Annotated in this window: 23 protein-coding genes and 1 riboswitch; of the genes, 19 read left to right on the forward strand and 4 right to left on the reverse strand. The window is 28.9% G+C overall.

The window, feature by feature from the left end; genetic code table 11:
• Positions 1-107: 107 nt before the first annotated feature.
• The 7 genes from VJI93_RS06315 (at position 108) to VJI93_RS06345 (ending at position 6,173) form a co-directional block, all read left to right on the forward strand.
• Positions 108-365, forward strand: coding sequence for a SemiSWEET family transporter (locus VJI93_RS06315; RefSeq protein ID WP_324000027.1), 258 nt, complete (start codon positions 108-110; stop codon positions 363-365).
• 16 nt (positions 366-381) lie between these two features.
• Positions 382-1,014: a DUF421 domain-containing protein gene (locus VJI93_RS06320; RefSeq protein WP_324000025.1), complete on the forward strand. Its 633-nt coding sequence runs from the start codon at positions 382-384 to the stop codon at positions 1,012-1,014.
• Positions 1,015-1,209: 195 nt separating this feature from the next.
• On the forward strand, positions 1,210-1,815 hold the full coding sequence (locus VJI93_RS06325; protein WP_324000023.1) for a TetR/AcrR family transcriptional regulator: 606 nt from the start codon (positions 1,210-1,212) through the stop codon (positions 1,813-1,815).
• A gap of 2 nt (positions 1,816-1,817) precedes the next feature.
• Positions 1,818-2,648, forward strand: a complete 831-nt coding sequence (locus VJI93_RS06330; protein ID WP_324000021.1) for a CPBP family intramembrane glutamic endopeptidase — start codon at positions 1,818-1,820, stop codon at positions 2,646-2,648.
• A gap of 11 nt (positions 2,649-2,659) precedes the next feature.
• Entirely contained in the window at positions 2,660-3,892 is a 1,233-nt protein-coding gene (locus tag VJI93_RS06335) for an MFS transporter (RefSeq protein WP_324000019.1), read from the forward strand.
• A gap of 146 nt (positions 3,893-4,038) precedes the next feature.
• The gene (locus tag VJI93_RS06340; protein WP_324000017.1) at positions 4,039-4,878 is read left to right on the forward strand and encodes a KilA-N domain-containing protein; all 840 of its coding nucleotides are present in this window, start codon (positions 4,039-4,041) and stop codon (positions 4,876-4,878) included.
• A gap of 32 nt (positions 4,879-4,910) precedes the next feature.
• A complete protein-coding gene (locus tag VJI93_RS06345; protein ID WP_324000015.1) occupies positions 4,911-6,173 on the forward strand; it encodes a hypothetical protein in 1,263 nt (420 codons plus the stop codon).
• Positions 6,174-6,288: 115 nt separating this feature from the next.
• Here VJI93_RS06345 and VJI93_RS06350 read toward each other — a convergent pair whose 3' ends face one another.
• Positions 6,289-6,981, reverse strand: a complete 693-nt coding sequence (locus tag VJI93_RS06350; protein WP_324000014.1) for a class I SAM-dependent methyltransferase — start codon at positions 6,979-6,981, stop codon at positions 6,289-6,291.
• Positions 6,982-7,122: 141 nt separating this feature from the next.
• Between VJI93_RS06350 and VJI93_RS06355 the strand changes: the two genes are divergently transcribed.
• From VJI93_RS06355 to VJI93_RS06375, 5 genes are all read left to right on the forward strand, one after another.
• Positions 7,123-7,401 (forward strand): DUF1648 domain-containing protein, encoded by a 279-nt coding sequence (locus tag VJI93_RS06355; protein WP_324000012.1) that lies wholly within the window; start codon positions 7,123-7,125, stop codon positions 7,399-7,401.
• Positions 7,402-7,512: 111 nt separating this feature from the next.
• Entirely contained in the window at positions 7,513-8,154 is a 642-nt protein-coding gene (gene fsa, locus VJI93_RS06360; protein ID WP_324000010.1) for a fructose-6-phosphate aldolase, read from the forward strand.
• A gap of 12 nt (positions 8,155-8,166) precedes the next feature.
• Complete coding sequence (gene glpX, locus VJI93_RS06365; RefSeq protein WP_324000007.1) at positions 8,167-9,147, forward strand: class II fructose-bisphosphatase; 981 nt, start codon at positions 8,167-8,169, stop codon at positions 9,145-9,147.
• Position 9,148: 1 nt separating this feature from the next.
• Entirely contained in the window at positions 9,149-10,453 is a 1,305-nt protein-coding gene (gene rho / locus VJI93_RS06370) for a transcription termination factor Rho (protein WP_324000005.1), read from the forward strand.
• Positions 10,454-10,490: 37 nt separating this feature from the next.
• Entirely contained in the window at positions 10,491-10,952 is a 462-nt protein-coding gene (locus VJI93_RS06375) for a flavodoxin (RefSeq protein WP_029950655.1), read from the forward strand.
• A gap of 279 nt (positions 10,953-11,231) precedes the next feature.
• On the opposite strand, the gene uraA is transcribed toward VJI93_RS06375, so the two are convergent.
• Positions 11,232-12,497 (reverse strand): uracil permease, encoded by a 1,266-nt coding sequence (uraA, locus tag VJI93_RS06380; RefSeq protein WP_324000001.1) that lies wholly within the window; start codon positions 12,495-12,497, stop codon positions 11,232-11,234.
• A 64-nt stretch (positions 12,498-12,561) separates the two neighbouring features.
• Entirely contained in the window at positions 12,562-12,687 is a 126-nt protein-coding gene (locus VJI93_RS06385; protein WP_269753436.1) for a hypothetical protein, read from the reverse strand.
• A 186-nt stretch (positions 12,688-12,873) separates the two neighbouring features.
• Between VJI93_RS06385 and VJI93_RS06390 the strand changes: the two genes are divergently transcribed.
• Together VJI93_RS06390 and yjeM are read left to right on the forward strand one after the other, a co-directional pair.
• Positions 12,874-14,466 carry an ABC transporter ATP-binding protein gene (locus tag VJI93_RS06390; RefSeq protein ID WP_323999999.1) on the forward strand — a complete coding sequence of 531 codons (1,593 nt, stop codon included), beginning with the start codon at positions 12,874-12,876 and terminating at the stop codon, positions 14,464-14,466.
• 508 nt (positions 14,467-14,974) lie between these two features.
• Entirely contained in the window at positions 14,975-16,471 is a 1,497-nt protein-coding gene (gene yjeM / locus VJI93_RS06395) for a glutamate/gamma-aminobutyrate family transporter YjeM (protein ID WP_323999997.1), read from the forward strand.
• Between the two features lie 70 nt (positions 16,472-16,541).
• Here the strand turns inward: yjeM and VJI93_RS06400 are convergent, their stop codons facing one another.
• The gene (locus VJI93_RS06400) at positions 16,542-17,144 is read right to left on the reverse strand and encodes an ECF transporter S component (RefSeq protein WP_323999995.1); all 603 of its coding nucleotides are present in this window, start codon (positions 17,142-17,144) and stop codon (positions 16,542-16,544) included.
• Between the two features lie 50 nt (positions 17,145-17,194).
• Positions 17,195-17,308: riboswitch (FMN riboswitch) on the reverse strand.
• A gap of 401 nt (positions 17,309-17,709) precedes the next feature.
• Between VJI93_RS06400 and VJI93_RS06405 the strand changes: the two genes are divergently transcribed.
• From VJI93_RS06405 to VJI93_RS06425, 5 genes are all read left to right on the forward strand, one after another.
• Complete coding sequence (locus tag VJI93_RS06405; protein WP_323999993.1) at positions 17,710-18,525, forward strand: 2-hydroxyacyl-CoA dehydratase family protein; 816 nt, start codon at positions 17,710-17,712, stop codon at positions 18,523-18,525.
• A 22-nt stretch (positions 18,526-18,547) separates the two neighbouring features.
• Entirely contained in the window at positions 18,548-19,822 is a 1,275-nt protein-coding gene (locus tag VJI93_RS06410; protein ID WP_323999991.1) for a double-cubane-cluster-containing anaerobic reductase, read from the forward strand.
• Positions 19,822-20,076: a DUF3343 domain-containing protein gene (locus VJI93_RS06415; RefSeq protein WP_323999989.1), complete on the forward strand. Its 255-nt coding sequence runs from the start codon at positions 19,822-19,824 to the stop codon at positions 20,074-20,076. Before VJI93_RS06410 ends, VJI93_RS06415 begins: the two co-directional genes overlap by 1 nt.
• A 342-nt stretch (positions 20,077-20,418) precedes the next feature.
• Positions 20,419-20,805, forward strand: coding sequence for a hypothetical protein (locus VJI93_RS06420; protein ID WP_323999987.1), 387 nt, complete (start codon positions 20,419-20,421; stop codon positions 20,803-20,805).
• Positions 20,806-20,808: 3 nt separating this feature from the next.
• The coding region (locus VJI93_RS06425; RefSeq protein ID WP_323999986.1) for a hypothetical protein at positions 20,809-21,229 on the forward strand (421 nt) is incomplete at its 3' end.

The raw sequence follows: 21,229 nt of genomic DNA on the forward strand, positions 1-21,229 counted from the left end.
TTAAAATTACTTTAAATCTATTAAAAAGAGATTTTAATTTCATCATATTTTACAATAATATGATTTAGTTTAAAATAATAGGATTATATTAGAAAGAAGGAAAATTTATGAATCAAAAAACACTTAAAATTTTAGGATGGATAGCAACTTGTACTGCAATGTTAATGTATATATCCTATTTTCCACAAATTATTAATAACTTACACGGAAATAAAAGTGGTTTTTTACAACCTATGGTTGCCGCAATAAACTGTACTTTATGGGTTAGCTATGGATTTTTCCAAGAGAAAAAAGACTTGCCTATTATTGTAGCAAATATACCTGGTGTAATCTTTGGAACAATAGCAGCTTTAACAGCTTTATAAAAATTTAGGGGGAATAATGAATCCATTTCTTTTAGTAGCTATAAAATTATTAATTGGATTTTTAGCTTTAATAACTATAATAAATATCTCAGGAAAAGGAAACTTAGCACCGAATTCAGCAAGTGATCAAGTTCAAAATTATGTACTTGGGGGAATAATTGGTGGTGTAATTTATAATAATAGTATTAAGATACTTGACTTCATCGGTATTCTATGCATTTGGTGTGCTCTTGTGTTAGGCTTAAAATGGCTTAAACAACATGTTGTAAAAGTAAAACAAGTTATAGATGGAAAAGCATTGATAATTATTGATGAAGGTAAAATTAATATAGAAAATTGTAGAAAAGTAGGCCTATCTGCTCATGATGTATCTTTTAAACTTAGAACTAATAATGTTTATTCAATGAAAGATGTAAAAAGAGCCATTGTTGAACAAAATGGTCAACTTATAATTATTCATTATGGAGAAGAAAATCCAAAGTTCCCATTGATAACAGACGGACATTTGCAAACTGATATTTTAGAAGTAATAGGAAAAGATGAAGATTGGTTGATTGCAGAAATTAAAAAGCAAGGATTGGAGAAATACAGCGATGTATTTTTAGGAGAATATGTAGATGGTAAGTTAATTATAGCTCCTTATAATTAATAGCTACAAAAGTAAAATAGATAGCGATAATGCAGATAGCGATAATGCTATCTTTTTTTGTGTAAAAATATTCCTTATATACAATATTTTAAAATTTTCCAAAAAAATCGACTATTAGTCGAAAAATACTTGACAAGGTATTTAAAAGTTGTTATAATAATAAAAACCGACTAGTAGTCGAATAAGGAGGTTGTTATGAAAAAAGGTGAAAAGACGAAACACGAGTTGTTAAAAATAGCATATAGAATGTTTCTTTCAAAGGGTTACGAAAATACAAGTATAGATGAAATTATAGAGGAAGCTAAAATAGCGAAGGGAACATACTACTATCATTTTAAAAGTAAAGAACAAATGCTTGAAGAAGTAATACAAATGATGATTGATGAGTATGAGATGAGAGCAAATGAAATATTAAATTCAGATTTAGATTTGCCCGAAAAAATGATTGGAATAATAACATCTTTTAGGCCAAATAAAGATGAATTTCAAATCGTTGAGACTCTTAACCGTCAAGACAATTTAATTATGCATAACAAGATTAATCGTCAAGTTATTGAAAGAGTTGTTCCGATGTTATCTAAGATTGTTGAAGAAGGAGTTCAATTAGGGATACTAAAATGTGAGAATATTCCACAAAGAATTAGAATAATAATGATTTTGAGTAGTGAACTGTTTGATGATATGGAATATTCTAATACAGATGTCGATGTATTTATTGATATAGTAGAAAAAATACTGGGTGCACAACCTGGATTTTTGATATTCCTTAATAAATTAATACAAAAACAGGAGGATATTTAATTATGGATAAATATGTATATAAACCAAAAAGATTTTTCTTTATAGTTTTTGCTTCAACTTGGGGCTGTTGGTTATTAGCTATTTTATTAAATAATAGTAAATTACTATTTCCACTTTTGTTTTTGGGACTAATTGCACCTGCTTTAACAGCGGTTATAACTGTATTTACATCAAAAAATAAGAACCTTAAAAAAGATTTTAAAAGAAAGATTATAGGATTTTATAGAATAAAGCCACTTTATATTTTACTTCCAGTAATTGTTTTTGGAATAGCTGTTTGTCTATCAATTGGAACTTCTGTATTATTTGGAGGCTCTCCAAAACAGTTTGGTTTTAATGATGATTTTTCGTTTTCAATCGCTGGAACATCAGCACTTCTTACTATCTTTTTAGCTTCAGTAATAGAAGAAATTGGATGGAGAGGATATGGTGCAGATGCTTTAGGATCAAAATATAACTGGTTTAAAGCTTCCCTTATATTTGGATTCATTTGGTCATCTTGGCATATTCCTCTATTTTGGGCAGAAGGAACATATCATTATGGACTTAAGGAAATGGGAATTCTTTATGTAATGAACTTCCTTATTAGTGCTATACCTATGACTTTTATACAAGAATGGGTGTATGTTAAAAATAATAGAAGTATGTTTGCGACAATTATTTTTCATATGTTTCTAAACTTTATGCAAGAAAAAATAGCAATGACGCCTGAAACAAAATGTATAGAAACTATTTTTATTACAATTGCTGCTGTAATTGTTGTTTTGACTAACAAAAAAATGTTTTTTGAAACAGAACATGTTGGTAAACTTCTTGAAATTCAAAATGATTAAAAGGGATAAATATGAAAATAGGATATAATTTCAAAAAATTTTTATTATTATGGTCTGGGGAACTGATTTCTCAAGTCGGTGGAGGACTTACAAGCTTCGGACTTGGAGTGTATATTTTTCAAAAAACAGGGCGAGCATCTGATATGGCACTTATTACTCTAATTGGCTTTTTGCCAACTATTATATTAAGTGTTCCTGCTGGAGTGCTGGCAGATAAACACGATAGAAGACTTTTAATGGTAATTGGAGATGGATGCTCAGGAATGGGAATAGTTTATATTCTATGGTGTATGATGAATGGAGGTGCTACATTTTCGCAGATTTGTATAGGAGTTTTTATAAGTTCCGTTTTTTCATCATTACTTGAACCTTCTTTTAGAGCCACAATCAATGACTTACTAACAAAAGATGAATTCTCCAAGGCAAGTGGACTACTCTCTCTAGCAGGAAGTGCTAAATATTTACTTTCTCCAATAATTGCAGGAGTACTCCTAACTATAAGTGATGTAAAATTGCTTTTAATAATAGATATATGTACTTTTATATTGACTGTAATATGTACCTTAATTATCAGAAAAAGTATCAAAAACAAAAATATCAGCACATCAGATCACTTTTTAAGCGGATTAAAAGATGGCTGGAAAGTAGTATATGGCAATAGAGGAGTATTTTTTCTAGTAATACTTGCTGGAGTTATAACAATGTTTATGGGAGTATTTCAAGTATTAGCCGTTCCGATATTCTTGTCTATCACAGACTCAAAAACTTTAGGAATTGTGGAAACAATTTGTGCAAGTGGTATGTTGGTTTCAGGTATATTTTTAGGAATTCGAGGAATAAAAAGAAACTTTGTAAAAGTCTTAAGCATATCTCTTACATTTTCAGGAATTTTTATATTAGCATTTGGAATCTTTGAAAATGTACTAATAATGTGTATATTCGGATTTTTCTTCTTCTTAACATTGCCCTTTGCTAATAATTGCCTAGACTATCTCTCAAGAACTAACATTCCCGATGAATATCAAGGAAGAGCTTGGGGACTGATTGGATTTCTCTCACAACTTGGATATGTTGTTGCATATTCCATCTCAGGAAAAATAGCCGATTACTTGGGAATAATAACAGAAAAAGGAGTAGGAAGAGGCTCAGCATTATTAATAATAATCTCAGGCATATGCCTTGTAGTAATCTCTCTTTGTATTCCAATGATAAAAAGAATAAATGAATTAGAAAATAATATTTAGAAGGATAGCAGAAATGCTATCTTTTTTGTTGTAAAAATGGATAAATTAATTTTATCCGTGTGAAACTCAACTCGTATGGAAAAATTTTAAGATATATGATAGAATTATGATATGTAAGTATATATTATAGATAAGGAGATTCCATTGTGACAAAAGTAACTAAAGAGCAAATTTCAGCAAAAGGATTTGCAATTCAAATCTATACAGAAGACTTTAAAAACGACTACATAAGTCTGACAGATATTGCAAAGTATAAAAATAATGATGATCCCAGATTTGTTATTCAAAATTGGATGCGAAATAGAAATACATTAGAGTTCATTGGATTGTGGGAAGTGCTTAATAATGAAAATTTTAACCGTGTGCAATTCGACACGTATAGAAATGAAGCAGGACTAAATAGATTTATAATGACTCCACAAAAATGGATTAATTCTACCAATGCAATAGGAATTATATCTAAAGCGGGAAAATATGGAGGAACATATGCACATTATGATATTGCGATGGAATTTGCTTCTTGGATTTCTGCAGAGTTTAAGCTGTATATTATTCAAGATTATAAGAGACTTAAGTCAGATGAAAATTCAAGATTGTCGCTTGATTGGAATTTGAATAGAGAAATTTCTAAAATTAATTATAAGATTCATACAGATGCTATCAAAACATATTTACTAAATGATTTAACTGAAAGTCAATTAGCCTTTAAATATGCAGGTGAGGCTGATATGTTAAATGTAGCATTATTTAATAAAACTGCAAAACAATGGAGAGAAGAAAATCCAAACTTAAAAGGAAATATGAGAGACTATGCAAGTCTAAATGAACTTTTAGTTCTAGCAAATATGGAAAGCTACAATGCTGTTCTAATTGAAAAAGGACTGCCACAAAAAGAAAGAATGATTGAACTTAGAAAACTTGCAAGAACTCAAATGATGTCACTTGAAAAACTAAACGACATAAGTATTAAAGAATTGAACAAATAATAAAATATAATTTCATAATGGAGGATAATACATTGACAAAAATTAATAAAAATGAAAAGAAACATTTTTATTATGATGAATCATATCATGATTTATCAATTACACAAAAAGATGGGATTCAAAATATAAATACAGAAAATACTTCAACATATTTTGTTGTTTCCTTTGTAGGAGTCGAAGAAAATAAGACGAATGATTTTTTAAACAAATATCAAGTTTTAGAACAAGAATATAAAAATTTAATAGGTCAAAAAGAAGATCATGAGTTTAAAGGAACAATAATAAATAGTAAAAATTATAATAAAGGATTTTCATCAATGAGGAAAGTATTTATTAGATTTTACACTAAATTATTTGATTTATTAGACGAGTATTCAGTTATAATTAATATTTCAACTATAAGTAAGTTTGAAATTGTAGTAAGTAGAATTTTTATAAAATATATAATAGAGTTAGGTGATTTTTATGACGATAAAGAAGTATATAATCTTATTTATGGTACAGTCAAATTTTTAGAACAACATAAGACAGAAAAATTAGTTAAACTAATGCATTCTGATGAATATAATTCAAAAAAATTACTTTTGGAAATAAAAAAAATTATAAATTATGTACTTGAAACAAGATTAAATTTTGAACTGAAAAATAGAGAGTGTAATTTTGCTTGCTTACTTAATCAGCAAATTAATAATATCGAAAAAAATTTAAATATTGAAGAGAAATATAAATGGGATTATTATTTTAGTTTTGATGGGTTTAAAAATTTACTTAATGAATTAGATATAAACAGTGAGAATATTTATTTAGATATAGATGGAAAAGGAAATCGCACACAAAAAATTTATGACACTGCAATATCTATGTTTCCAAATGCGACTATAGAAAGATTTGAGTCAAAAGATAATTTAGGAATAAGGATATCCGATTTTATTTCTAACCTAATTGGAAGATTTATAAAAGTAATTGACGATGAATGTACTGATAAGCGAAGAAAGATCGAAGAAAATTCTAATTTTAATAAAAAAATTTTTTTAGATGAAGAGTGGTTTAATTTGGATGAAGAAGCATTTGATTGTTATAGAAAAATAGGAGAGTTTTTTAATAATAGATCTAAAATTTATTGGACTACACATGTTGGAACATATGATGATATACCTTTAGTTGTTTATTCATTATTTCAATATTTTTATGAACAAAAAAATTATGAAGATTTTAAAAACATATCTTCTTTTGAGCACAGTGAAAAGTTAAATAATTTAATTGTTCGTAAGCATATTTATAGACATGGATTATAAATAACAATAGAAGTATTTAAATAAAAAAATTAATATATAATTCTGATTATAACTCCCTCGAATTCGAGTGGTTATAAAAAACAACCCTACTCCCAACGAGTAGGTTGTTTTTTCTTTATTTACTCACTACAAATACTACTGACGGGGAGTTTTCTTCATCGAATTTGTCTTTTTTGAAGTTTCCGTAGATTTCGTATTTTAGTCCGAGCCTGTTTACGAATGAAATTAAGTCATCAACTAATAGTGGAACTAGGAGTTGCGTGTTTTCAAATTTTTTGTTTTCTGTTGTAAGTACCGTGTTGAAACGGATTTTGCTATTTTCTCTGTAATAGTTTCTTGTAAATTTAACTTTTGTTCCAAGAGTTGGTAAGGCTCCTAGAAATAGGTCATTTTTAAGAATGAAAGGTTTGAAGTTTACCCAGCTTAAGACTAGGTTTCCGTTTTCTTTTAGTAAGTCCATAGTTTTTAGGATGAAGCTACAGATTTGGTTTATGTCTTCCAAATGTGCAATAGTTGTTCCAATGCAATAGCAGACGTCAAATTTTTCTTCAAAGTCCAATTCCAACATATCTTTTTGAAATACTTTAAGCCCTTTTTTTCTTGTTTCATCTACCATATTTTCTTCCAAGTCGATACATATTACATTTTTTCCTAAGTTTTCCAAGTTTTTTGCAACGAGTCCTGTTGCACAGCCTATGTCTAAATAGTCTTTTCCATCTGAAATATTATTTAAAAAATTTAATTGTGCTTCATTTGTTGGGAAAATATCTTCGTAGTATTTGCATATTTCTTTATAAAATTTATTCATATAAACCTCCATTTTAAAAAATATAATGTTATAATCGATTATACCCAAAAACTTTCATTATTTATATCGAAAAATACCTAAAAACTTGTTTATTTTTTTTTTTTTTTTGATATAATCATCTTAAGAGGAGGGTGATTGATTATGAACAAGAAAATAATATTTGGAATTGTTTTGTTACTATCTGTTGGATTAGCAATATATGGATATATAGTTTTACCTGATGTTATAACTGTACAGATTGATTTAAAAGGGAATCCTTCGAATGTGGAATCAAAATTACTAGGGATTGGTACAACTTTTGCTATTTCAGTTATTGGAGCAATATTTTACTATTTCTCGGAGGAAAAAGGATTTAAGTTTTTGTCCATTTCTCTTATTGGAATAATCCTTTCTGTTATTACCATATTATTTAATATATAAGTTTTAAAGTTGTTTTAATTTTATTTAAAACAACTTTTTGTTTATTAGCATTTTGCATTGTTTTGTGGTAAAATATATTCGAATAGATTAATTATATTTAGGAGGCAATTGATGAAATTTTTTATTGACACAGCGAATGTTGATGAGATAAGAGAGATTAGTAAATGGGGTATTCTTGACGGTGTTACTACTAATCCGTCTTTGATAGCGAAAGAGGGAAGAGATTTTGTTGAAGTTATAACTGAAATAACTTCAATCGTTGACGGACCTATTTCAGCGGAGGTTATCAGCCTTGAAGCAGAAGGAATGGTAAAAGAAGCTAGAGAACTTTGTAAGATAAATAAAAATATTGTAATAAAAATTCCTATGACTGAAGAGGGATTAAAGGCAGTTAATGTTTTGAGTAAAGATGGAATAAAGACAAATGTTACTTTGATTTTTTCAGCTACTCAAGCACTTCTTGCAGCAAAGGCAGGAGCTACTTATGTAAGTCCATTTTTAGGTAGACTTGATGATATCAGCTCTGAAGGAATGATTTTAATTGAAGATATTTTTGAAGTTTTCAATAATTATGCGATTACAACTGAAATCATTGCTGCTTCTGTAAGAACTCCAATGCATGTTCTTCAAATTGCTAAGAGTGGAGCGGATATTGCAACAGTACCTTATAAGGTGTTCAAACAAATGTTAAAACATCCACTAACTGATATAGGAATTGAAAAGTTTTTAAAAGATTGGGAAAGTGTTAAATAGTAGGAGGAAATTATGGATAGAAATTTAACTTTAAATTTAGTAAGAGTTACGGAAGCTGCGGCAATTCGTTCTTCATATTTTTTAGGAAAAGGCGATAAAAATGGTGCAGACGGAGCGGCTGTTGAAGCAATGAGATCAATGTTCAACGAACTTCCAATGGAAGGAACTGTTGTTATCGGTGAAGGAGAAATGGACGAAGCTCCTATGTTGTATATTGGCGAAGTTGTAGGAAATGGACAAGAAGGTGTTGCAAAGGTTGATATTGCAGTTGACCCTGTTGATGGAACTTCTCTTGTAGCAAATGGATTGCCAAATGCAATTGCAGTTGCTGCTTGTGCACCTGCAGGTTGTTTATTACATGCTCCAGATATGTATATGGATAAGATTGCAGCTGGTCCTTTGGCTGTTGATTGCATACATATTGATTTACCTATCGAAATGAATATAAGAAGACTTGCGAGAGCTTTAGGAAAAGAAGTTGGAGAAGTTACAGTTAGTATTTTAAATAGAGAAAGACATCAAGATATTATAGATAGAGTTAGAAAACTTGGCGCAAGAATAAAACTTTTTGAAGCTGGAGATATTGCTCAAGCCATTGCAACTTGTATTGAAAATAGCGGTTGTGATTTAATGGTTGGAATTGGTGGAGCACCTGAAGGTGTTTTAGCTGCTGCAGCCATTAAAGCCTTAGGCGGAGTTTTCCAAGGAAGACTTGTTCCTGCTGATGAAGAAGAATTTAGAAGATGTGAAGCAATGGGACTTGAAGATCCGCTAAAAGTTTTAGAAATGAATGACTTAGTAAAGGGCGATGAAGTTTTATTTGCTGCAACAGGTGTAACTGACGGCGAACTTATTAACGGAGTTAGACATATCGGTAATGATAGAGTTAAGACTTACTCTGTTGTTATGAGAGCAGAAACAGGAACAATTAGAAATATTGAAGCAACTCATAGAATTTCTAAAAAACCTGAATATGCAAAAATAAAGAGATAGTATGAATATAGAACTTTTAAAAGGAAAATATCTTGATGAATTAAAAACTATTGCAAAGTCTTATGGAATTGCAAATGTTTCAAAGTATAAAAAGAATGAATTGATATCTGAAATTTTAAAGGCGGATAATGGATTTGAAAGTGAAGAGCCTGAAAGAGTAAGCATAGATGAGTCTGTTGAAAATGACTCAAAGACTAATACAAAAACTGTATGTGGACTTATAGATATTACTGCAGACGGTTATGGTTTTTTGCGTTCAAATGGCTATGATTCAGGTGAAGAAGATATCTATGTATCACCAACTCAGATAAGAAGATTTAGACTTAAAAAGGGAGATAAAATTTTAGGCTTAACTAGAGAGAGTAAGGAAAGTGAAAAATTTTCTCCACTTATTTATATAAATGAAATAAATGATATAAAGGTTTCAGAATTAAAAACTAGAAAAGATTTTGACGATTTAATTCCAATTTATCCAAATGAAAAGTATACTTTGGAAACTGAAAAAGATGAGGTTTCAACTAGAATAATTGACTTTTTAGTGCCGATTGGAAAGGGACAGAGAGCTTTAATAGTAGCTCCTCCAAAGGCGGGAAAGACAAGCCTACTTCGTTCAATTTTAAAAGGTGTAGAAATAAATAATCCAAAGAGTAAAATTTTTGTTTTATTAATTGGAGAAAGACCTGAAGAAGTTACGGAAATGAAGAGATTTACAAAAGCTGAAGTAATCGCTTCAACTTTTGATGAATTACCTCAAAATCATATAAGACTTGCAGAATTTGTGCTTGAAAGAGCAAAAAGACTAGTAGAGCTTGGAGAAGATGTTGTTATTTTGGTTGACAGCATAACAAGACTTTCAAGAGCCTACAATGTAAATACACCGTCTTCTGGAAAAACTCTTACGGGTGGACTTGATCCTTTTGCATTGCATAAGCCAAAAAGATTTTTCGGCTCTGCTAGAAATGTTGAAAATGGTGGAAGTTTAACCATAATTGCAACAACACTTGTGGATACGGGAAGTAAAATGGACGATATGATTTATGAAGAATTTAAGGGAACGGGAAATATGGAAATTCATTTGAGTAGAAAACTTTCAGAACTCAGAATTTTCCCTGCTATAGATATTTATAAATCAGGAACTAGAAAAGACGATTTACTTTTGAGTGAAGAAGAAATTCAATCTGCAAATTTAATTCGTAGAAAACTTTCAAATACAAATACTAATGAAATTATGGATAATTTAGTAAAAAACATAAAGAAAACTGAAAACAATAAAGAATTTTTTAAAGCTATCTTAAAAAATAATTAAAAATTTAGTTTCAATTTGAAACTTGAAGGAGATTTTGATGAAAATTTTAGTTGTGTATTATTCCTATTCGGGAATAACTAGAAGATTAGCGGAAGATATTGCTTTAATCACAGACGGAGATTTATTGGAATTAAAACCACTAAGACCTTATTCTTTTTCATATAATACGGCAGTAAAAGAAGCTAGAATTGAGATTGATAAGGGATACTGTCCACCTTTGGCAGAAGAAATAGGAAATATTGATGATGTAGATGTAGTTTTTATAGGCTCACCTAATTGGCTTAAGACTTTTGCACCACCAGTTCTTACTTTTTTACGTAATGCAAATTTGGATGGTAAAACAATTATTCCGTTCTGCACTCATGGTGGCGGAGGTTTTGGAATGATGATTGATGATATAAAGAAAGAATGTAAAAATTCTATAGTAAAAGATGGATTAGCATTAAGTGGATTTTACGATTTTGATGAATTACAAAAATGGCTAGAAAATAATTTATAGAATTATGGACTTTATAGAAAAACTCAACTTTGAATCAAAAAGTTGAGTTTTTTTCTATGCTATTTTTGTAAAGTTTTATACTATTTTAAAATTTTTATTCAATTATAATTGAATATAAAACCTTGCGAAATTTTCTCTATATATGTATCTACGATACATTTAGTTTTGCTTGTAAACAAGCAAAACTATGAGATTTCTCCATTTCGCTTCGCTACAGTCGAAATGACGTGTTGGGCAATGTCGAGTAGTTTGGTGCTATGACGTGAAACTTTTTACTATTTATTTATGATTTGAAAGTCCAAATTTGTTTAAGAAATGGAATATTAAACTTAATACTACTGCAACCATACTTGCAAGAACCATTCCTTTTAATTGCATTCCGAAGAAATTAATTGAAATTCCACTAAGTCCTGTTACGAATACAACTGAAGTCAAAATCAAATTTTGGCTATTTGAGTAGTCAACTTTTGAATCAACTAAGAGTCTTATTCCAGAAGTACCAATCATTCCGTAAAGTAAGAATGTTATTCCACCAATTACATTTCCTGGTATGCTTTGAATTAACATACTTAAAGGGGCGATAAATGCCATACATATTGAGATTACCGCTGCACCGGCAATTACATAAACTGAATAAACTTTAGTAACTGCCATTACGCCGATGTTTTCTCCATAAGTTGTTGTTGGAACTCCGCCTACAAGAGCAGATAACATAGTTGAAAAGTTATCGGCAAAGATACTTCTATGTAATCCCGGGTCTTCTAAAAGATTTTGACCTATTATATTACTTGTTACAACTTGATGACTTATATGTTCTGAAGTTATTACGAGTAATGCAGGAAGCATTATCAAACTTGCTTTGAAGTCAAAAATTGGAAATTGAAATTCCGGTATTGTAAATAATGTTGAAGATGTAACTGTAGAAAAGTCAATCATTCCAAAAGCTAAAGCTGCAATATATCCACAGATGATAGCAATAAGGATTGGAATTGTTCCTAAAAATTTTCTAAATACAACTGAGCCTAAAATTGCAACTGAAAGAGTGATTAAAAATACATAAACATCAGCATTAGTTGAAGTTTCAGTCAATATATTTGCACCTATTTTTCCGCCTCTTATTGTATTTCCTGCAAGTTCAAGGCCGATAAGAGAAACAACTGCACCCATTGCTGCAGGTGGAAGCACAATATTTATCCAATCTGTTCTGAATTTATAGATTAAATACGCTAAGATACAACCTAAAAATCCTGTTGTAGCAAAAGCACCGAGTGCATATCTATAACCCATAGTGTTTATAATAACAGTACCTACTCCCAAAAAGGCAAAACTTGAACCTAAATAGGCGGGTGCCTTTCCTTTTGTTATAAAAATAAACAACAATGTACCTATACCATTCATCAAAAGAACAATACCGGGGTTTACATTAAATAAAATCGGAACTAAAACTGAAGCTCCAAACATAGCAAAAGTATGTTGTAAACTCAAAGGTATAAGCATTGTAACAGGAACTTTGTCCCTTACGCCAATAAATTCTTTATTATTCATAAATCCTCCTTTTACTTGAGTCTTAAAAATATATAAAAAAAATGAAATAACAACTGTTATTTCATTAATAATTAAGTAAAATATTTTTAAAGACAGCAAGTCCGTTATTAAAATCAAAAAAGAGAGTCGTCAAAACAAAATTAAAATAATTAAATATATTTTCTTTAGAAAACTTAATCAAATTTGTCATAACATACCTCCTTAAATTTATCTTTACAATTATACAGCATAAAACACAAAAAGTAAAGTCTTAAATTGCATAAATTTATTAAAAATTAAAGATTTCATTTTGACTTTTAATATGATATAATTTAATTGATTATATCTAGTTTTAAAAATAGAGTTTTATTTTACTATAAATTATTTAGGAGTAAAAATGAAAGATTATTTATCTAAAGTTAAAAAATATATTATTCTTCAAGTAGTATTGGATTTTATAGGAGTTATTTGTTTAGCATTAACTCCATTGATTCAAAAGTGGTTATTTGATTATGGATTACAAAGCACCTCAAGTCAAATCATTTTAGCCATTCTATTATATGCTTTGTTACTTGGAATTTATTCACTAATGCAATATTTTTGCGTTTTAGTAGCATTTAAATCAGGAATTTCGTTTGAAACAAGACTTAAAAAGAATTTTTTCGATAAAATTTTTAATATGAATAGTAAAATTTTTCACGAAAAACCGATAGGGGAATATATATCTATTCAATCAAATGATATTACTGCATTAGAACAAGATTATTTACAACCAATTGTAGATGTGATTCGTTCGGTAAATATGATGTTGATTTATGGAGTTATTATTTTTATGAATATCAACTATAAAATTGGTCTAGTAGTAGTTTTATCTTCTATTTTTGCGATTTTTATCCCAAAAATATTTGGAAAAGTGTTGGATAATAGCAGAAGTAATTACCAAAGGCATCTTGGAAAATATACTTCAACTATTTCCGATTTGCTTGAAGGTTTTGGCTTAATAAATTCTAAAACAATTGAAAATATAAAAAATAGACATAATGAAATTCTACATAAAACAGCGGATAAAAGATATGAATTTGGAAAGAAAAAAGCATTGGTACTTGGATTAAGTGATTTAATGACCAAAATGGTTAGGGCTTTTACTTTTGCGATTGTAGGATATTTATTCTATAAAAAAGAGATAACTGTAGGTGTTGCAATAGCGACATTAAGCTATTCTTCTGCATTTATCGACCCTATTGATAGCTTGCTATATGACATTACGACTATCCGTTCAGTAAATTCTACAAAACAAAATATACTTTCATTTTTAAATCAAAAATCAGAAACAGAAAACAAAAAAGAATTGGAAAATTTTAAAAATGAATTAATTTTTGATAATGTAAAATTCACAGTTGACAAACTACAACTAGAAGATATAAACTTAAAAATAGAAAAAGGTAAAAAATATGCAATTGTTGGTAAATCAGGTGCAGGAAAGTCAACTTTTTTAAATTTATTACTTGGAATACATAAGCCAAATCAGGGGGAAGTCAGTATTGACGGAGAAAATGTAAGAGAGCTTAATTTATCAAATACATTACTTTATATGAGTCAACATGAGCATATTTATCGTGCATCTGTAAAGGAAAATGTAACAGTTTTTGATTCATATTCCTATGATTACATTCCAGATAATGCTAATGAAATTGCAATAATCAAGGATATTCTTGGTAGAAATACTGATGACTGTTCAAACTTTAGTGGTGGTGAAAAAAGAGTTCTTGCATTACTTCGTATATTGTGTAGAAAAGGAGAAATACTGGTTTTGGATGAACCTTTTACAGGTGTTGATGCTGAAAGTGTCTTAAAATTAGAGGATATTTTATTGAAATCAGATCAAACAGTTTTGATTGTAACACATAATACATCAATGGAACATCTTAAAAAATTTGATAAGGTAATTAGAGTTGTAAACGGAAAAGTGTTTATTGAGGATATAGATTAAAAAAGTTTTATAAAAATGGCTAAATTAAAAGCCGTTTTTTTATGTAATTAAATTATGGAAAATGATTTAAACAATGTAAAAATATAAAAAATATATTTTTTTAAAATTTAAGTATGAAAAATATATTACATTGAAGTTTATCATAAGAATAAATATTCAAAAAGAGAAATGTCTAATTTTTGAGTAAATATTATTTAAAAATGTAAGTTTGCGTCAATAATAAAATTATATCTATTTATTTTATTAAATTTACTTATAAATAAATTTTCATTAAATTTTTTTGTTATATATTAAATCCGCTTAAAAGCATTAAATAATTTTTGTGATGCATTATTTTTTCAGTAGCAATCAACTTTTTTTAGTTGATATTTTTATTTTTTATAATTTATCATTGATTTCAAAAAAAATACTTTGATTGCAAAGTATAAAATTTATTTATACTATGTTGACATGTCTGTTATTTTGTGTTAAAATTCAAAATGAAAAAAATAAATATTGGAGGGATGTTATGTCTAAGAAAAAATTGAGTTTAAGAGCACTCGTTTTAATGGTGTTCACTTCTGTTTTTGGTTTTACTAATGTTACAAGATCATACTATCTTATGGGATACGCAGCTATTCCTTGGTATATTATTTCTTGTTTGGCTTTCTTCTTGCCATTTGCATTTATGATTGCAGAGTATGGTTCTGCTTTCAAAGATTCTGCAGGGGGGATTTACTCTTGGATGGAAAAAAGTTCAGGAAGTAAATATGCATTTGTGGTAACGTTTATGTGGTATGCATCATACATAGTATGGATGGTAAACGTTGGTTCAGGTATTTGGATTGTTTTATCAAATGCAATTTATGGGATTGATAAAACTCAAAGTTGGTCTTTATTAGGATTGGGTTCTGTAAAAACATTAGGAATTCTTGCTATTTTATGGATTATCACTTTAACATTTATATCTACAAAGGGTATTGATAAAATTAAGAAATTTACATCTTTTGGTGGTAGTGCTGTAGCATTAATTAATGTATTTTTATTTGTTGGTGGAATTTTGATGTTGATTTTAAACAAAGGTGGAGTAGGAGATTCAATAACTGCTAACGCTTTAGCTCATTCACCAAATCCTGATTATGCTGGTGGTTTGCAAGTTTTATCATTTATAGTTTATGCTATATTTGCTTATGGTGGTTTGGAAGTTGTAGGGGGACTTGTTGACCAAACTGAAAATCCTGAAAAGAACTTTCCAAAAGGTATTGTTATTTCAGCAATTGTAGTATCTTTAGGATATTCACTAGGTATTTTGATTTTTGGTACATTTACTAAATGGTCATTTGCATTTACACAATTTTCAGCACAAAAAATAACTTTAGGTAATGTATCATATATTGCTATGAACCATATGGGATATCAATTAGGACTTGCTTTTGGTCTTGCCGAATCTGCTGCAAGGAATGTAGGACTTTGGGTTTCTCGTTATATGGGGATATCAATGTTCCTTGCTTTGACTGGAGCGTTCTTTACTCTTATTTATTCTCCATTAAAACAGTTAATTGGAGGAACTCCTAAAGAATTATGGCCAGAATCATGGACTGAACAAAAGAATGGAGTATATACTAAACCTATGATTTACCAAGCAATTTGTGTAATAATAATGATTGCAGTAGTATCATTTGGTGGGGATAGCGCACAACAATTTTTCCAAATTTTAGTTTCCATGACAAATGTTTCTTTGACTTTACCTTATTTCTTTATCGCTTATTCATTCTTAGCATTTAGAAAGAATGAGAATATAGAAAGACCTTTTGTAAAATTTAAAACTTATTCAACAGTTAAAGTTGTTGTTGCTATTACTTGTTTTATAGTTGGTTTCGCAAACTTATTTACAGTTATTGAACCAGCTATCTCCAAGGGTGATTTTAAAACAACTATAATGTCAATTGCAGGACCATTGTTATTTACTTTAATTGCATTATATCTTTACAGAAGAATGGAAAATTCAAAGGAAATAGAAAAATAAAATATGAAATATAAAAAACGGCAAATGAAAATTTGTCGTTTTTTGATGTATTTATTAAAAGCATAGAATTCTATGCTTTTTTCTTTAAAATAGGTGATATTCTTTTATATAATAAGGATGTTACTATTGAAGTAACGGCTGTTTTAACTAAGTTAAAAGGTAGTACTGAAAATACCATTAATGTAAAATAACTTTTTACAAGTGGATTTATTTTAGAAATCGCACTGACAAAAGTGTTCAAGTCAATTTTTAATAATTTTGCATAAAGTGGGAAAATTATAAAATAATTGCTCAAAGTTGCAACTATAGACATTGAAATGCTTCCTATAGCAAGTCCTAATAGAGCTGACTTTTTACTTTTGTTATGTTTATAGATAAGTGCAGTTGTCAATACGAATGCTGATGAAACAATTAAATTTGAAAGTTCTCCAACATAAAAAGTTTTTGTCCCATTAATTACAATATTTAATAATATTTTTATGCAAACAATTAAGAATCCTGCTAATGGTCCCATTGCAAATCCTCCGATTAATGCAGGAAGCTCTGCAATATCCAATTCCAAAAATGTAGGTGAAAAAGGTAGAGGAACTTTAATTAACATTAAAAGCACAGATATTGATGCAAGAATTGCAATTTTTGTAATCTCTGAAATACCGAATTTTTTGTTATTCATAATAACCTCCTAAAAATTTAGCAAAAAAAAATGCCATCTTTAGGGCATAAATTTTTCTTCTTTCATCCAGACTTTAACTGTCGGTATTGGAATTTCACCAATTCAGCATAATGCTCGCAGACTTTACTGCCGGTGAGGAAACTACCCTCGCCCTGAAGATAGATTGAGTATATCATAAATAATAAGCATTGTCAATAAAAGAACAATTATTTAAAGATATATCCTTAAAATAAGGTTATATTATTTTATAAAAAAAGATTTTTTATTCAATTGGCTAATAAATAATATAAATTCAATGTTTTATTATAAATTTTCGTTATGAATAAGGACTTTCAATTAATATTTCTAATTTTACTAGTAAAAAAATATGTGATATAATACAAATATGAAACACAAGTTAATGTATTTGACTAAATGATAATTAAAAATTCTAATTATATTGGAGGTGAAGCTGAAAACAGTCAGATACATAGTTAAAAAGTTATTTTATCATAGAATTTCTTGAAAAATATCTAAAATATTAAAAGAAAAAATAAGGAGATATGATTAAATATCAAAAAAGATTATGGAAAATTTGAGAGAAGAAATTTTAGAGCTTAGGCGAAATGCTTTTGTAGAGACGATAATGGGTTTAGATAGTGAAAAATACATAATAGGATACTTGGGGAGAACCGTTCCGAAAGAAATATTTTACGGTTTTGACTTGGTGCCTCTACCTTTAGACGGAGTAGATAAATACATATTGGAATATTCGAATGAAAAAGATTTGTGTAGCATAGTTGATTCAACTCTTACTTATGCTATAACTAAAAAATGCCCTTTACTTTATAATGCAAAACTAATAGTTGTAGATAATTCCTGTCCTTTGCTTTTGAAAATATTAAAAGATAATTTTAAGGATAAGATTTTTTTCTATGACGGAAATTTAGAAAATTTAAAAGATATAGTAGGGGAAGTCTATAAGCGAGATTTTTCTGAAAAATTATTCTTAAAAGCCATTGAATTATCTAAAAATATTTCTTCAAAATTGGAAAGTCTTTCAAAAACCGATATTGACTCCAGATTTTTATATGAAGTTGAATTTTATACTCAATTTATTTTCTCTTTGGAAGAAAAAAATAATATGATTGATAGGGTTATATCTAATTTTAAAGATGTAGATAAAAAAAGACAAAAGTTATATGTTCCAAGAGCTATTCAGATTTTGGACGATATAGATAAAAAATATAAGGACTATCAAATCATAGAAAATTTTTGTCTTGGAGAAGTTTTTAAAACTTATAAAAGTAGTGGATACGAGTTTTTAAAAGAGAAGTATAATAATAAAAAAGTAGAGAAATTAGATATTTTATTTCAAGATTGTCCCTATGATAATAAATAAAAATTTATTTTAGGAGGCAAAAATGGCTGATTATAGAAAAATGTGGGAAGATTTGAATATGGATGTTGATACTCATGATATTTTATGCGAAGTTTTACCTGTAGCATTTGGGGATGTTTTTTTAAGTCAAGAAAACAGACCTGAAAGTATGGACTATTTTAATATGGTAGTTGCAGAAATTCATGGGATTAGACCTGCAGAACTTATTGAATTTCAAAAGAAGGGCGGAAAAGTTGTAGGTTCTTTTTGTATCCATGTTCCAGATGAAGTGGTAGTTGCAGCAGGGGCTATTGCAACAGGACTATGCAGTGGATCTCAATTTTGGGTTCCGGGCGGAGAAAAAGTACTTCCAACATCTACTTGTCCATTAATAAAAGCATCTTTAGGAGCAAGATTTGACAGAACTTGTCCATTCTTTAGAATTGCTAACCTTTTCGTTGGAGAAACAACTTGTGATGGAAAGAAAAAAGCTTGGGAAATTTTGGCAAAAGATGCTCCAATGTATATAATGGATATTCCACAAATGAAGAGAGAAAAAGACTTTGTTAAGTGGAAAGAAGAAATACAAGGCTATATGGCTGAATTAGAAAAATTGACTGGAAATAAGATTACAGAAGAAAGCCTTAGAAATGCTATTGTAACTATAAATAATAAGCGAAGGGCATTACAAAGGTTAAATAGCTTTAGAAAACTTAAAAATGTACCTGTTTCAGGAAGAGATGTACTACTTATTACACAAATAGCATTTTATGATGATCCTGTAAGATTTACAGCTCAGGTAAATAGACTTTGTGATGAACTTGAAGAAAGAGCAAAGAATAATGTAAGTGTATTTAAAAAAGATGCAAAGAGAATATTGTTGACTGGTACCCCACTTTCAATTCCAAACTGGAAAATTCATCAAATAGTTGAAAATATCGGGGGAATGATTGTCTGTGAAGAAATGTGTACAGGTAATAGATATTCTGAACATTTGGTAGATGAAAATGGAAAGACAATGGATGAAATGGTTGAAAATCTAACTCGTAGATATTTAGGAAATATAAACTGTGCATGTTTTACTCCAAATACTGAAAGAGTTGATGATATAATCAGATTGGTTAAAGAATATAATATTGATGGTGTCATTGATATAAACCTAAAGTTCTGTACACTTTACGATACTGAGGGAACAATAGTTGAAAAAGCCTTGAAAGAAGCTAAAATTCCTGTTCTTGGAATCGAAACAGACTATACGGATGCAGATAGCGAACAATTAAAAACAAGAATTGGTGCATTCATAGAGATGTTAAGCTAATGCTATATTATATTTTTTTTAAAGATACAAAAAGCGGTCAGAATCTTTATCAATTAATGAAACAAAATGGAATAAAATGTACAATAGCACCAACTCCTAAAACAGAAGATCACTGTTGTGGAATAAGCATTTTATTCTATAATATTGAAGATAAACCATTAATTGAAAAGTTGATTTTAGAAAATGGTATCGAGATTTTAAAATTTTACGAAAAAGAGAAAGATATAAATCCTAATCGAATGAAATTTTGTTAAAAAGAAAAACCCTGCTTGGATTATTACAAGTTAAGGGTTTTTCTTTTGTCTATGGGAATTTCATTGTTTAGAGGACATGAGCTTTTCAGAATATTTTTATCAAATAATACAATTGCCACATCAGACTTACTATTGGTTACAAGTAAATAAAGCTATAGATAGATTGGCTTTGCTTGAGTTGATATATAAAGAATAGTTGTTTAATAGCTTGACGTGAACAGTAAATAAACTTAAAAAAGTACTAAATCCCAAAGAAAGATAAAATGCTTTGAGGATTGGTTTATCTATGATATAATAATTACAGATGTATTTTAGATTTATTTTGAAATAGGAAGGTATAAAATGAAAAAGATATATATTATAGGCTTAGTTATAATTTTAATAGGAGGTGTTTTTATGGCTTTTAGTTTAAATGGAAACAGAGCAAAGCATAAAGAAGAATTTAGAGAAAGACAAGAGAGGCTTGTACTATATTTTATAAATAACTACGAATTAGCAAATGGTGATGAAATTAAAGAAATAAAAGTTTTAAGTTTAACAAAAAGTAATATGACAGGGTATTGGGATTGTGATTTTTTAGTAAATGGAAAATATTATGCTAATGTTTCTGAAAGTTCTAGCACAAAGAAAATTGATGGTGCTAGATATCAAAGTGGAGAATTCAAAAGAATAAAACCACCCAAAAACCATACAAAAATAGAAGCAAATATAGAATATTTAGAGGATTAGTTTATGAGTGATGTAAAGATTACAGATTTTGATTATAAAGAAATTTCAAAGGAAGTTTACAAAGTACGAATAAATAAACCGGGTACTAATACACCTGTAAAAAAGGGAGCTTTAATTGAAAAAGCAGATAATGAATTCCAAGTCTTAGAAGTAGTAGACCATAAAAATGGAATGCAAGCAATGGCAGTTGCTCCAATAAAAAATGGAAAAGTGGATACAAAACATATTGTAATAGCTTATGCGGGAACGGATGAATGGAATGATATTGAAACAGATGCTCAAATGATAGGATTTGGAAACACAGAGACACTGAATACAAGTTTTGGTTCAGGCAAATATAGTGAAATCCATGATGCTCAATCAAAGACTGCATTAGAATTTGCAGATAAGATAAAAGCAGAATATCCAGATTCTATAATAACTA

Source organism: Parvimonas sp. M20, from assembly GCF_035282425.1.
GTDB lineage: Bacteria > Bacillota > Clostridia > Tissierellales > Peptoniphilaceae > Parvimonas.

Coding starts and splice junctions, on each gene's coding strand:
- VJI93_RS06315 (WP_324000027.1), top strand. CDS start 108: ATGAATCAAAAAACACTTAAAATTTTAGGATGGATAGCAACTTGTACT.
- VJI93_RS06320 (WP_324000025.1), top strand. CDS start 382: ATGAATCCATTTCTTTTAGTAGCTATAAAATTATTAATTGGATTTTTA.
- VJI93_RS06325 (WP_324000023.1), top strand. CDS start 1,210: ATGAAAAAAGGTGAAAAGACGAAACACGAGTTGTTAAAAATAGCATAT.
- VJI93_RS06330 (WP_324000021.1), top strand. CDS start 1,818: ATGGATAAATATGTATATAAACCAAAAAGATTTTTCTTTATAGTTTTT.
- VJI93_RS06335 (WP_324000019.1), top strand. CDS start 2,660: ATGAAAATAGGATATAATTTCAAAAAATTTTTATTATTATGGTCTGGG.
- VJI93_RS06350 (WP_324000014.1), bottom strand. CDS start 6,981: ATGAATAAATTTTATAAAGAAATATGCAAATACTACGAAGATATTTTC.
- VJI93_RS06355 (WP_324000012.1), top strand. CDS start 7,123: ATGAACAAGAAAATAATATTTGGAATTGTTTTGTTACTATCTGTTGGA.
- fsa (WP_324000010.1), top strand. CDS start 7,513: ATGAAATTTTTTATTGACACAGCGAATGTTGATGAGATAAGAGAGATT.
- glpX (WP_324000007.1), top strand. CDS start 8,167: ATGGATAGAAATTTAACTTTAAATTTAGTAAGAGTTACGGAAGCTGCG.
- rho (WP_324000005.1), top strand. CDS start 9,149: ATGAATATAGAACTTTTAAAAGGAAAATATCTTGATGAATTAAAAACT.
- VJI93_RS06375 (WP_029950655.1), top strand. CDS start 10,491: ATGAAAATTTTAGTTGTGTATTATTCCTATTCGGGAATAACTAGAAGA.
- uraA (WP_324000001.1), bottom strand. CDS start 12,497: ATGAATAATAAAGAATTTATTGGCGTAAGGGACAAAGTTCCTGTTACA.
- VJI93_RS06385 (WP_269753436.1), bottom strand. CDS start 12,687: ATGACAAATTTGATTAAGTTTTCTAAAGAAAATATATTTAATTATTTT.
- VJI93_RS06390 (WP_323999999.1), top strand. CDS start 12,874: ATGAAAGATTATTTATCTAAAGTTAAAAAATATATTATTCTTCAAGTA.
- yjeM (WP_323999997.1), top strand. CDS start 14,975: ATGTCTAAGAAAAAATTGAGTTTAAGAGCACTCGTTTTAATGGTGTTC.
- VJI93_RS06400 (WP_323999995.1), bottom strand. CDS start 17,144: ATGAATAACAAAAAATTCGGTATTTCAGAGATTACAAAAATTGCAATT.
- VJI93_RS06405 (WP_323999993.1), top strand. CDS start 17,710: ATGGAAAATTTGAGAGAAGAAATTTTAGAGCTTAGGCGAAATGCTTTT.
- VJI93_RS06410 (WP_323999991.1), top strand. CDS start 18,548: ATGGCTGATTATAGAAAAATGTGGGAAGATTTGAATATGGATGTTGAT.
- VJI93_RS06415 (WP_323999989.1), top strand. CDS start 19,822: ATGCTATATTATATTTTTTTTAAAGATACAAAAAGCGGTCAGAATCTT.
- VJI93_RS06420 (WP_323999987.1), top strand. CDS start 20,419: ATGAAAAAGATATATATTATAGGCTTAGTTATAATTTTAATAGGAGGT.